Annotated in this window: 14 protein-coding genes; all 14 read left to right on the top strand. The window is 59.3% G+C overall.

From position 1 onward, the window contains the following. The first annotated feature begins 221 nt into the window (after positions 1-221). Positions 222-1,991: a flagellar basal-body MS-ring/collar protein FliF gene (gene fliF / locus AKL27_RS07885; RefSeq protein ID WP_050462251.1), complete on the top strand. Its 1,770-nt coding sequence runs from the start codon at positions 222-224 to the stop codon at positions 1,989-1,991. Further along, positions 1,984-2,979 (top strand): flagellar motor switch protein FliG, encoded by a 996-nt coding sequence (gene fliG, locus AKL27_RS07890; protein ID WP_050462252.1) that lies wholly within the window; start codon positions 1,984-1,986, stop codon positions 2,977-2,979. The genes fliF and fliG overlap by 8 nt, the downstream gene beginning before the upstream one ends. Before the next feature lie 77 nt (positions 2,980-3,056). Then, positions 3,057-3,755, top strand: coding sequence for a flagellar assembly protein FliH (gene fliH / locus AKL27_RS07895; protein WP_050462253.1), 699 nt, complete (start codon positions 3,057-3,059; stop codon positions 3,753-3,755). A 57-nt stretch (positions 3,756-3,812) separates the two neighbouring features. Then, positions 3,813-5,219, top strand: a complete 1,407-nt coding sequence (gene fliI / locus AKL27_RS07900) for a flagellar protein export ATPase FliI (protein ID WP_050462254.1) — start codon at positions 3,813-3,815, stop codon at positions 5,217-5,219. Positions 5,220-5,255: 36 nt separating this feature from the next. Beyond that, positions 5,256-5,699, top strand: a complete 444-nt coding sequence (gene fliJ / locus AKL27_RS07905) for a flagellar export protein FliJ (RefSeq protein ID WP_050462255.1) — start codon at positions 5,256-5,258, stop codon at positions 5,697-5,699. Positions 5,700-5,719: 20 nt separating this feature from the next. Then, positions 5,720-6,982, top strand: a complete 1,263-nt coding sequence (locus AKL27_RS07910) for a flagellar hook-length control protein FliK (RefSeq protein ID WP_050462256.1) — start codon at positions 5,720-5,722, stop codon at positions 6,980-6,982. 121 nt (positions 6,983-7,103) lie between these two features. Then, positions 7,104-7,619: a flagellar basal body-associated protein FliL gene (fliL, locus tag AKL27_RS07915; protein ID WP_050462257.1), complete on the top strand. Its 516-nt coding sequence runs from the start codon at positions 7,104-7,106 to the stop codon at positions 7,617-7,619. Between the two features lie 6 nt (positions 7,620-7,625). After that, on the top strand, positions 7,626-8,639 hold the full coding sequence (gene fliM, locus AKL27_RS07920) for a flagellar motor switch protein FliM (protein WP_050462258.1): 1,014 nt from the start codon (positions 7,626-7,628) through the stop codon (positions 8,637-8,639). Then, the gene (gene fliN / locus AKL27_RS07925) at positions 8,632-9,084 is read left to right on the top strand and encodes a flagellar motor switch protein FliN (RefSeq protein WP_050462259.1); all 453 of its coding nucleotides are present in this window, start codon (positions 8,632-8,634) and stop codon (positions 9,082-9,084) included. Before fliM ends, fliN begins: the two co-directional genes overlap by 8 nt. Positions 9,085-9,125: 41 nt before the next feature. After that, positions 9,126-9,584: a flagellar biosynthetic protein FliO gene (gene fliO, locus AKL27_RS07930; protein WP_050462311.1), complete on the top strand. Its 459-nt coding sequence runs from the start codon at positions 9,126-9,128 to the stop codon at positions 9,582-9,584. Then, positions 9,571-10,347 carry a flagellar type III secretion system pore protein FliP gene (gene fliP, locus AKL27_RS07935; RefSeq protein WP_083438927.1) on the top strand — a complete coding sequence of 259 codons (777 nt, stop codon included), beginning with the start codon at positions 9,571-9,573 and terminating at the stop codon, positions 10,345-10,347. The genes fliO and fliP overlap by 14 nt, the downstream gene beginning before the upstream one ends. 8 nt (positions 10,348-10,355) lie before the next feature. After that, positions 10,356-10,625, top strand: coding sequence for a flagellar biosynthesis protein FliQ (fliQ, locus tag AKL27_RS07940; RefSeq protein WP_050462260.1), 270 nt, complete (start codon positions 10,356-10,358; stop codon positions 10,623-10,625). A 43-nt stretch (positions 10,626-10,668) separates the two neighbouring features. Next, entirely contained in the window at positions 10,669-11,463 is a 795-nt protein-coding gene (gene fliR, locus AKL27_RS07945) for a flagellar biosynthetic protein FliR (protein ID WP_050462261.1), read from the top strand. Between the two features lie 168 nt (positions 11,464-11,631). Next, on the top strand, positions 11,632-12,825 hold the full coding sequence (locus tag AKL27_RS07950; protein WP_050462262.1) for an efflux RND transporter periplasmic adaptor subunit: 1,194 nt from the start codon (positions 11,632-11,634) through the stop codon (positions 12,823-12,825). The last annotated feature ends 1 nt before the right edge of the window (position 12,826 follow it).

Here is a 12,826-nt window from a genome sequence, read left to right on the forward strand (position 1 = left end):
TGTCCGGGACAATCGCAATTACCGCTTCTACAACGGCAGATTAGCACGCCCCAAATCCCGCCTCACCGCAATAAGCGGGGGAATTGCCATTCTGTTCCATAGATCAAATTCGCCCTCTGGCCTGACAATCCAGACTGGGCAAAAAACCTATATTCGGGCAGGGAAGCAGTGAAGCAAACAATACATAGTCAAACATCCAGCGGCAAACGCGGGGGGAAATCATGGCGGTAGCAGCAGATGGCACGCTGACGAACGACAGCAATGCCGCCAATTCCAACGACGGCGTGGCCGGCGGCGACAATACTGTCGCGGCACCGGTGCGTAGCGGGCCGCTAGGCTATATCCAGTCGCCTCAGGGGCGCAGGGTGGCGCTGATGGTGGCGGCGGCGGCCGTGATCGCGCTGATGGTCGGGATCTGGATGTGGGGGCAAAAAACCGAATATCGCGTGCTGTTCTCCAATTTCTCCGATCGTGACGGCGGCGCCATCGTCGCCTCGCTGCAGCAGATGAACGTGCCCTACAAGTACTCCGAAGGCGGCAGCGCCATTCTGGTACCCGAAACCATGGTGCATGACGCCCGCCTCAAGCTGGCGGCGCAAGGCTTGCCCAAGGGCGGCAACGTCGGCTTCGAGCTGATGGAAAATCAGAAGCTCGGCGTCTCCCAGTTTCTGGAGCAGGTCAATTTTCAACGCGCCCTCGAAGGTGAGCTGGCGCGTTCGATCCAGTCATTGTCGGCAGTACAGGCTTCCCGCATTCACCTCGCCTTGCCCAAGGCATCCGTCTTTGTCCGCGACCAGCAAAAACCGACCGCCTCGGTCATTCTGAGCCTGTATCCGGGCCGCATGCTCGACAGTCAGCAAGTCAGCGCCATCGTCCATCTGGTCGCCAGCAGCGTACCGGAGCTGTCCCCCAAAAATGTGACCGTGGTTGATCAGAACGGCAATCTGCTGTCCGACACCACCAAGCAAACCGCCAACGGCCTTGATCCGAGCCAGCTCAAATACGTGCAGGACCTGCAGCAGGATATCGTCAAGCGGGTCGAATCGATCATCTCGCCTATCGTCGGCAGCGGCAACGTCCGCGCCGAAGCGACTGCCGATGTCGATTTCTCGCGCAGCGAACAGGCTGCGGAAACCTACAAGCCGAATCAGACGCCTGACAGCGCTGCCGTGCGCAGCAAGCAAAACAGCGAGTCGCAGAATGGCAGCGCCAGCGCTTCCGGCGTTCCCGGCGCCCTGACCAATCAGCCGCCGGCCCCGGCCACGGCGCCGATCGTCAATCCGCCGGTTGCCGGCGCTCCCGGCGCGGTGCCAGGCCAGCCAGCCGCCACACCGGCTACCACCAGCGGCACGTCGCACAAGGACGCCACCGTCAATTACGAGGTGGACAAGACCGTACGCTACGTACAGCAACCGATGGGCGGCATCAAGCGCCTGACCGTGGCGGTGGTCGTCAACTACAAGCGCACCACCGACAACACGGGCAAAGTGGTGATGAAACCGCTGACCGATGCTGAAAAGAACCAGATCGGCGATCTGGTCAAAGAAGCAATGGGTTACAACAAGGATCGCGGCGATTCGCTCAACGTCGTCAATACCCAGTTCAGCAATCAGGTCGAACCGGAATTGCCGTTGTGGAAACAACCGGACATGATCCAGCTGGCCAAGGAAATCGGCAAGTATGTCTTGCTTGGCGCCGTCCTGCTGTACCTCTACTTCGGCGTATTGCGTCCGCTGATCTGGAAGATCACCGGCAAGGAAGAGAAAGAAGCCAAGGCAAAGGCCGAAGCCGAAGCCGCCGCTGCTGCCGAAGCCGCTGCCAACGCCATGTACGATCCCGACAATCCGGACGCCGTGGTGCAGTTGTCCGGCGAAGACGAGCCCGACGAACGCGCGATCTACAAGCAAAATCTCGAAACCGCCAAGCAATGGGCCAAGAATGATCCTAAACTGGTGGCCAGCATCATTAAGACATGGGTGAACAATGAGTAACGAAGGCGTTGAAAAAGGTGCCATCCTCATGTTGGCGCTGGGCGAAGACGAGGCCGCCGAGGTCATGAAATATCTCGGCCCGCGCGAAGTCCAGAAGCTCGGCGCGGCCATGTCGGCGATGAAGAACATCAGTTTTGAACAAATCAACGACGTGCTCATCGAGTTCGTCGGCGAAACCGGCCAGGCATCGTCGCTCGGCCTCGATTCCGACGACTACATCCGCAGCGTGCTGACCAAGGCCCTCGGCGACGACAAGGCCACTTCCCTGCTCAACCGCATTCTCGGCGGTCGCGATGCCAGCGGCATCGAAAGTCTGAAGTGGATGGATGCGCAATCGGTGGCCGAACTGATCCGCAACGAACACCCGCAGATCATTGCCACCATTCTGGTCCATCTGGAGCGCTATCACGCCTGCGACATCATCAATCACTTCACCGAGCGCCTGCGCAACGACGTGGTGTTGCGGATTGCCACGCTGGACGGCGTGCAGCCGGCCGCACTGCGCGAACTCAACGACGTGTTGACCAAGCTGCTGACCGGTAACGAAAGCCTGAAGAAACAGCAAATGGGCGGCATCCGCACTGCTGCTGAAATTCTCAACTTCCTGTCCGGCGAAAATGAAACTTCGGTGATGAACAATCTGCGCGCCTACGATGAAGACATGGCGCAAAAGATCATGGACGAAATGTTCGTGTTCGAAAACATCATCGACATCGACGGCCGCGGCATCCAGTTGCTGCTGCGCGAAGTCCAGTCGGAGTCGCTGATCGTCGCCCTCAAGGGTGCTTCGCAAGGTCTGCGCGACAAGATCTTCAGCAACATGTCGCAACGTGCGGCGGAAATGATGCGCGAAGATCTGGAATCCAAGGGTCCGGTACGGCTGTCGGAAGTCGATGCACAGCAAAAGGCAATTCTGCTGATCGTGCGTCGTCTGGCCGACGAAGGACAGATCGTGCTCGGCGCGAAGGGCGAAGATGCATTCATCTGATGTCCGCAGCACTCGCCTGAACGCCGCTGCTGCGGTGTCGGCGCTGCACGCCGGATGCCGCACGCAACGGATCTGACATGGCGGTCAAGCCTAACATTCTGCCCAAGGAACTGATGACGCCCTACCAGCGCTGGGAGCTGGCGTCATTTGATGAAGAAGAGATCGTGCCGGAGCCGACGGCAGAACAGATCGCCGAACCCGAACCGCCACCACCGGTCCTGAGCCAGGAAGAACTGGATGCCATCCGCGAGCAAGCGCGCCAGGAAGGCTATGCCGAAGGCCAGGAGCGCGGATTCAATGCCGGCCGCACCGAAGGCTACATGGCCGGCCTGCAACAAGGGCAAAAGGAAGTCACCGAAACCGTTCAGCATTTGCGGCAGATCGCCGCCGCATTCGGCACCGAAGTGGCGCAAGCAAGCGAAACCATGGCGCCGGAAATGCTCAATGTCGCGCTCGATATCAGCAAAGCCATGCTGAAGACCGCGATCACGGCCCGCCCCGAACTGCTGCTGCCAACCATCAGCAATGCCATCCACGCCCTGCCGTGCCTGCAATTGCCGGCCCTGATGTATCTGCATCCCGAAGACGCGGCACTGGTCAAGGAGCACATGGGTGAAGAACTGACGCAAAACGGCTGGCGCCTGGTCGAAGATCCGGAACTGGAACGCGGCAGCTGCCGCATCGAAACCGGTACCAATCAAATCGATGCCACGCTGCCAACGCGCTGGCGCCGGATCGGCGAATCACTCAGCAAGCAACTTGACTGGCTCGACTGACATGGCACGCCCGCCCTTCGCCGGCTGCCAGGCCATGCATTTACCCGGGGTGACACGATGAATTCCCCGATGCCCTCGCACAACGGCCGCTGGCAAGCTTATCTGCACAATTGCCAGAGCCTGATCACGATGACCGAGCCGATGCAGGTATCGGGCCGGATTACCCGCGTAGCCGGCCTGGTGATGGAAGCCATCGGTCTCAAGCTGCCGGTTGGCAGCCCGTGCACGGTACCGCTGCCCAACGGCAAACTGATCGAGGCTGAAGTCGTCGGCTTTCAGGATGAACGTCTGTTTCTGATGCCGCAAAGCGATGTCGAAGGCATTGTGCCGGGCACCCCGGTATATCCGGTGGAGCCGGCCAAGCCGCCGCCACGCACCGGCCCGCTGGCCTTTGTCGCACGCCGTGCCGAAGATCAGAGCCGGCGGCTGCCGGTCGGCTGGGAATTGCTGGGACGCGTGCTGGATGGCGCCGGCCGGCCGCTCGATACCTTGGGGCCGCTACATACGGAAAACTCGGCGCCACTGAGCGTGCGCGCGGCCAATCCGCTCACGCGCGCGCCCATCGTCGACATCCTCGACGTCGGCGTGCGTGCCATCAACAGCATGCTGACCGTCGGACGTGGTCAGCGCATGGGACTGTTCGCCGGCTCCGGCGTCGGTAAAAGCGTGTTGCTCGGCATGATGGCCCGCTATACCAGCGCCGATGTCATCGTGGTCGGCCTGATCGGCGAGCGCGGACGCGAAGTCAAGGAATTCATTGAACAGATTCTCGGCCCTGAAGGTCTGGCGCGCTCCGTGGTGGTGGCCGCACCGGCCGATACGCCGCCGCTGATGCGGCTGCAAGGTGCCGCCTATGCCACCGCGATTGCCGAATATTTCCGCGATCAGGGCAAGAATGTCTTGCTGATCATGGATTCACTGACGCGCTATGCCATGGCGCAACGCGAAATCGCCCTCGCCATCGGCGAACCGCCCGCTACCAAGGGCTATCCGCCCTCCGTCTTTGCCAAGTTGCCGGCACTGGTGGAACGCGCCGGTAACGGCGATGACGGCGGCGGCTCCATTACCGCGTTCTATACCGTACTGACCGAGGGTGACGACCAGCAAGATCCGATTGCCGATGCCGCGCGCGCGATTCTGGACGGCCATATCGTGCTCAACCGGGTCCTGGCGGAAGCCGGCCACTATCCGGCCATTGATATCGAGCAATCGATCAGCCGCGCCATGCACAGCATCACCTCGCCCGAGCACCAGCAACACACGCGCCGGCTCAAACAGTTGTATTCCCGCTATCAACGCAATCGCGACCTGATCAATGTCGGCGCCTACAGTGCCGGCAGCGACCCGGTGCTGGATCAGGCGATCCAGCTGCTGCCCCGGATCGAAGCTTTTTTGCAACAAGGCATTCCCGAAAGAGCAAGTGTTACCGAGAGCTTGGGGCAACTTACCGCTCTGTTCGAATGATTGAGAAACTGAGCGCAAAAATATAATCGAGCTACCATGGCTACGACCTCCGCACTTGATACGCTGATCGAATTGGCGACCAAAGAGACTGACGAAGCGACCAAGCGCTTGGGCAGAGCCGTACGCACGCATGACGAAGCACAGCAGAAACTCGGCATTCTGGAACAATACCGCGATGACTACGCGGTCCGTTTTCAGAACGGCCTGACGGCAGGATTGACGGCAATGAGCTATCGCAATTTTCAGTTGTTCATTGAAAAGATCGACAGCGCCATCACCGGCCAGCAAGATGTAGTACGCAGTTCGCAGCAACGCGTCGCCGAAGCGCGCGCGGCATGGCAGGCGTGTGAACGCAAGCGCATGTCGTACGGCACCCTGGCGACCCGTGCACGACAGACTGAACAGCTGCGCGAAAGCCGGCGCGATCAAAAGCAGACGGATGAGCATGCCTCGCGCATTTCGTTCTACAAACAACGGTAGGCACTGAACTGGCGGATATCATGAATACACCTTTTATACTGAATACGGTAGCCAGTACCCAGCAAGCGGCCCGTCCGGCGACGATGGCCGATTCCTTCAGCGCGGATGTACCGTTCAATCAGGTCCTCAACAAAGAAGTCAGCAACCGCAACAACGACACCCGCGACAAACCGCGTGACGTTGTCAGGGAAGCCACACCCGACCCGGTGAAAGCCGGCACCCCGGTCGCCAGCAACCAGACCGCTGCCGCCCAGACTGCGCAGCCAGCCAAGAGCAGCGACAAGGATGTCGCAAAAAAAGCCGGGGACGACGAAGACGGCGACAGTGACAGCGCCACTGCTGCCTCGGCACAACTGCTGGCACTGGTTGCCAATCTCGAACAGAAGCCGGTCCGGCCGGAAGTCAGGGACGGCGACGCTCAGGCCGCACTGGCAGCGCAACTTGCCGCCAGGACCGTCGGCAAGATCGACCAGACCGCGGCCAAACCGGCCAGCGATGGCATCGAAGCCGCCGGCGACGATGACGGCAAACAGCAAAAACCCGATTTTTCCGGTCTGCTGAGCGGCAAGGAAAAGAGCACCGACAAGCCGCAGGCGGAAGCTGCCGTGGCGGAGCATCCTGCCGCTGCAAAGAAAGCGCCCGAACCGGCGTTGCAAAATACCAAACCGGCGGCCGTTCAGGGGCAGGATGCAACTGCCGCCGCACCGCGCCAGGCCGACGTCAAACCGGTACCGGAATTGTCCGCCAAAATCCAGGAAGCGCTGCCGGCCGCACCCGTGTCTGCTACACCGGCCTTGCAGCAAGCCATGGCACTGACACAGGCTCAGGGCAGCGCCATGACCAAACTGACGCAGCCCGTGGGCAGCCAGGGCTGGGATCAGGCGCTCGGTCAGAAAATCGTCTGGATGGCAAGCGGCGCACAGCAATCCGCTACCCTGACCTTGAATCCGCCGGACCTGGGTCCGCTGCAAGTGGTTCTGCACGTCACCAATTCTCACGCCGATGCTGCATTCATGACGGCACAACCGGAAGTCAAACAGGCGCTCGAAGCCGCCATGCCAAAACTGCGTGAAATGCTCGATCAGGCCGGCATTCAACTGGGGCAGGCCACCGTCAGCACCGGCACGCCCAACCAGCAGCAAAATGCCGGCAACCAGACCCCGGGCCACACGGGCCGCAATACTGGCTCAGGTACTGGCAACGACAGCGATATCGCCCTCACCGCCGCGCCGGCGACACAGATCACCAGCACCGGGCAGGGACTCGTCGACACATTCGCATAAGCTCGCTGAACAAATCACACATACGCACGCAGAAGTCTGAGCAGGGATCACTCAATATCGGCAACTTGTTGCCGATAAGTGAATACAAGTGAAACCACAGACGCGCACGAAAGGGAATTAGATGGCAACAAAAGCACCAGCAAAGGCCGCACCGGCAGCAGAGGCACCCGCAGCAAAATCGAGCAAGAAGATGCTGTTCATCATTATTGGCCTGGTGCTGGTACTGGTGATTGGCGGCGGTGCAGCGGCTTTCATGCTGATGGGAAAATCGAAGAAAGCCAGCGACGACCACGTCGAAGAAAAAGCCGTTTCCAAAGTACCCGTCTTCGTGGTGATCGAACCGTTCGTGGTGAATCTGATGTCGGAAACCAGCGGCGACCAGTTCCTGCAAATTGCGATGACGCTGCAAGTGCCCAATCAGGAAACTTCCGATGCCATCAAACTGTTCATGCCGCAAGTGCGCAGCCGCCTGCTGATGGTATTGTCGAGCAAGAAAGCATCCGAACTGCTCAGCAATGACGGCAAAAAGGCATTGACCGAAGAAATCATCGATCAACTCGGCGAGCCGTTTGCCAGTGGCAAGGGCCCCAACATCACGGACGTGTTCTACACTTCCTTTGTGATTCAACAGCAATAAGCGACCATGGCTGAACATTTTCTCTCTCAGGAAGAAGTTGATGCCCTGCTCAAGGGCGTCACCGGGGATGAAGACGACGAAAAAGTTGTCGAAGAAGCGCCCGGTACGGTACGTACCTACAATCTGGCGACGCAAGAGCGTATCGTCCGTGGGCGCATGCCAACGCTGGAAATCATCAACGAGCGTTTTGCCCGGCTGTTCCGTATCGGCCTGTTCAACTTCATTCACCGCACCGCAGAAATTTCGGTCGGTCCGGTCAAGGTATCCAAGTACAGCGAATTCATCCGCAACCTGGTGGTCCCGACCAATCTGAATCTGGTGCACATCAAGCCGTTTCGCGGGATTGGTCTGGTAGTGTTCGACCCGCAACTGGTATTTCTGCTGGTCGACAACATGTTCGGTGGCGACGGCCGCTTCCACACCCGCATCGAAGGTCGTGAATTCACGCCGACCGAGCAGCGCATCATCATGCGCGTGCTGGAAATCTGTTTCGAAAATTACGCCAAGTCGTGGGAGCCGATCTATCCGATCGAGTTTGAATATATCCGCTCCGAAATGAATACCCAGTTCGCCAATATCGCCACCCCCAACGAGGTCGTGGTATCGACGACATTTACGGTCGAGCTTGGACCGGTCAGCGGCGAACTGCATATCTGCACGCCCTACTCCATGATCGAACCGGTGCGCGACCGCCTGACCAGCAGCATGCAGGGCGAAGCGCTGGAAGTTGACAAGCGCTGGATCCGCCTGATGAAGCAGCAGATCCAGACCGCAGAAGTGGAGCTGATCGCCAACTTCGGCACGGCCCGCGTGACCTTTACTGATTTATTGAATATGCAGGCGGGCGATGTGATTCCGCTGCAAACCACCAATCCGGTGACAGCGCAGGTAGATGGCGTACCCGTGATGGAATGCAGCTACGGAAAATTGAACGGCCAGTACGCCTTGCGCGTTGAAAAACTGCTATCCATCTCGCAAAACGAAACACCGGAAAGCATACAAGGAGAATTAAATGGCTGAAGACAACGTTGACCAGACAGCGGCGGAAGACGATCCGTGGGGTGCCGCGCTGGCCGAACAGACACAGGCAGAAGACGCGCAGAAAAAAGCGGTAATGGACGATGAAGAAGGCATCAGTGCCAAGCCGGCGCAGGCCACGATTTTCAAGGATTTGAGCGCATCGGACCTGCAAACCAATACACCGAACGATATCGATTTCATCCTCGATATTCCGGTGCAGCTGACGGTAGAGCTGGGCCGGACCAAGATTGCCATCAAGAATCTGCTGCAACTGGCGCAAGGTTCGGTAGTGGAACTCGACGGCATGGCCGGCGAGCCAATGGACGTGCTGGTCAATGGCTGCCTGATTGCCCAGGGCGAAGTGGTGGTGGTCAACGACAAGTTCGGTATCCGTCTGACCGACATCATTACGCCGGCAGAACGCATTCGCAAGCTCAACAGATGAGCTGCAACAAACGCTTCACCGGTATTGGTCGTCCGACCTTGATGGCAGGCATTGCACTGCTGGCGGCAGCGACGGCGCATGCTGCCGATACCGTCACCGCCGCCAGCGCACCGGCAGTTGCCGCTGCGGCGGCTGCGACCTCCTCCGCGCCATCTGCCACCGGCAGCGTCTTCACCATGCTGTTTGGCCTGATCGCCGTACTGGCCCTGATGGCGGCGATTGCCTGGCTGTTCAAGCGCAGCGGCCTGACACCGGGCGGCAGCAGCAATGCGGTCGCCAAAATCATCGGCGGCGTCAGCGTCGGCTCACGCGAACGGGTCATGGTGATCGAAGTCGCCGATCAATGGATTGTGGTCGGCGTCGCTCCCGGCCGCGTCAACACACTGGCCACCATGCCACGTCAGGAACACACGCCGGCAGCAGGCAGCGCCCACGCCCACGCCGGCAATTTCTCTGCGTGGCTGAAACAGACTATCGAAAAACGCAATGGCGGTAATTAAATCACTTTCTTCCCCGGCAGCAGCGCGCCGCTGGCGCGGCCTGCTGTCGCTGGTACTGCTATGCCTGCCGCTGGCAGCAGCGGCCCAGCAAGGTTTGCCGGCGCTGACCAGCACCCCCGCTCCGGGCGGCGGCCAGACCTACAATCTGAGCCTGCAAACGCTGATTCTGCTGACGTCGCTGTCGTTCATTCCGGCCGCATTGCTGATGATGACCAGCTTCACCCGCATCGTGATTGTGCTGTCGCTGCTGCGACAGGCACTCGGTACGCAGTCGGCACCGCCGACCCAGGTGATCGTGGGACTGTCGCTGTTCCTGACATTTTTCGTCATGGGACCGGTATTCGACAAGATCTATGTCGAAGCCTATCAGCCGTTTTCGGAAAACAAGATTTCGATTCTCGATGCGATGGAAAAGGGTTCGGGTCCGCTCAAGGAGTTCATGCTCAAGCAAACCCGGCAAGCCGATCTGGCGCTGTACGTCAAACTGTCCAACAGTCCCGATCTGCAAGGCCCGGAAGATGTACCGCTGCGCCTGCTGATTCCGGCGTTCGTCACCAGTGAACTGAAGACCGCGTTTCAGATCAGCTTTGCGGTGTTCATTCCATTCCTGATCATCGATATGGTGGTCGCCAGTATCCTGATGTCGATGGGGATGATGATGATGTCCCCCGCCATCGTCTCACTGCCGTTCAAGCTGATGTTGTTCGTGCTGGTCGATGGCTGGCAGTTGCTGATCGGCTCGCTGGCACAAAGTTTTTATTAGGGCTCCCCATGACACCTGAAAGCGTAATGACACTGGGCCGTCACGCCATGGAAGTGACGCTGATGATTGCCGCGCCAATGCTGCTGACGGCGCTGTTCATCGGTTTGATGGTCAGTATTTTCCAGGCCGCCACGCAAATCAACGAAGCCACGCTGTCGTTCATTCCGAAACTGGTCGGCGTCTTTCTTGCGCTCATCATCGCCGGCCCGTGGATGCTGGGCATCATGGTCGACTACATGCGACTGATGTTCAGCGGCATTCCGGCGATGGTGCAATAAGCTTGTCACGCCGGCGCGCAACCCCTCGTGATCTGCATCACGCATGATTTCGGTCACCAGCGCCCAGCTCTATGTCTGGGTTGCTTCCTTTATCTGGCCGCTGACGCGGGTACTGGGCTTGCTGGCGATTGCACCGCCGTTCAGCAGCGCCAGCGTACCGCTGCTGGTCAAGGTAGTGCTGGGCGTCATGATCGCCACCGTCATCGCACCCAATGTACCGTTGCCGGCGGCACTCGACCCGATGTCCAGCGGCGGCATGCTGATTCTGGCGCAGCAGTTGCTGATCGGTCTGTCGATGGGATTTGCCATGCGCATCGTGTTCGCCGCCGTAGAAATGTCCGGCGAACTGGTCAGCATGACCATGGGTCTGGGCTTCGCCATTTTCTTCGATCCGCAAACGCAAGGCCGCACCTCGGCCATCAGCCAGATGTTTTCCTTGCTGGCCACCATGGTGTTCCTGAGCATCAACGGTCATCTGATTCTGCTGTCGGTGCTGGCCGACAGCTTCAATACCCTGCCGATCAGTGCCGTGCCGATCACCGCCGAAGGCTTTCATCAACTGGCACTGTGGGGGTCACGCGTATTCAGCATGGGCTTGCAATTGTCATTGCCGATTCTGGTGGCATTGCTGATCACCAACATGGCATTGGGCATTCTGACCCGCGCCGCGCCGCAATTGAATTTATTCGGCATCGGCTTTCCCATTACGCTGCTGACCGGCTTTGTGCTGATCGCCATTACGCTGCCTTATATCGTCACGCCGATGCAGAATTTCATGAGTCAATCGATAGAAATGATTCGACTTCTGGGTGCTGTTCCGCCTGTTCCGGTACGCTGAAACGCCAGCCCGGAACCATCCGGCAGCCTCGTCATCCAACCAGCCACTTGCATTTACACCGGGCTTACAAATACTTTGCCCGGCTTTACAATGTGCACTGCTGATTACGGGGCACACTCTCGAACATCTTTCAGGACCAGACATGATGTCATGTCACAACCTTTTCGCATGAACGTATCCAAAACTACCAAATACAGCGTCGCCGCTCTTGCCCTCATCGCCGTCATTGTCGTCATCAAGGTCAAATTCTTCACGTCGCCGCCGGCCCCGACCTATCTGACCGCCACTGCTGCCACTACCGATATTGAAGATACCGTGCTGGCCAGCGGCACCGTCAAGGCATTCAAGCAAGTCAGTGTCGGCGCCCAGGCTTCGGGTCAGGTCAAGTCGCTCAAGGTGGCGCTCGGCGATACCGTCAAAAAAGGCCAGCTGATTGCTGAAATCGACGCCCTGGCGCAAGAAAATGCACTCAAGACCGCCGCCGCCGAACTCGACAATATCCGCGCCCAGCTGCGCGCCAAGGAAGCCACGCTGAAACAAGCCACGCTGGCCTACCAGCGCCAGCAGCAAATGCTGTCGCAGGACGCCAGTTCGCGCGAAAACTTTGAAACGGCCGAGGCCACCCTCAACACCACCAGCGCCGATATCGCCGCGCTCAAGACCCAGATCGACAAGGCCATGATTTCGGCCGACACGGCCCGCCTCAACCTCAGCTACACCAAAATCACGGCGCCGATGGATGGCGTGGTGGTCGCGGTGGTCACACAGGAAGGCCAGACCGTCAACGCCAATCAAAGTACACCGACCATCATCAAACTGGCGCGTATGGATACCGTCACCGTCAAGGCACAGATTTCGGAAGCCGATGTGACCCGCGTGCATGCCGGCCAGAAGGTCTGGTTCACCATTCTCGGCGAACCGGACAAACGGTATGAGAGCACCTTGCGGGCAGTGGAACCGGCGCCCGACTCGATCCTGCAGGATGACACCGCGGCCTCCACCGCAGCCAGCTCGGTCACCGCCACGGCAATTTATTACAACGGCCAGCTCGACGTCCCCAACCCGGAAGGCAAGCTGCGCATTTCAATGACGGCGCAAGTGCACATCATCCTGAGCGCAGCCAAAAATGCCGTCGTGATTCCGTCCACCGCCCTCGGCACGCGCGGTGCCGACGGCCAGTATGAGGTCAGCGTGGTCGACGCCAAGGGCCAGGTCAGCAAGCGCAAAGTACGGGCCGGCATCAACACCAATGCCAGCGTGCAGATACTGGAAGGCCTCAAGGCCGGCGAAAAAGTCATCATTGGCGACGCTGACGGCAGCGCCGATCAGAATACCCACCGCGGTCCGCCGCCGGCGATGTAAG

The organism is Herbaspirillum autotrophicum, assembly GCF_001189915.1.
Classification (GTDB): Bacteria; Pseudomonadota; Gammaproteobacteria; order Burkholderiales; family Burkholderiaceae_D; genus Herbaspirillum; species Herbaspirillum autotrophicum.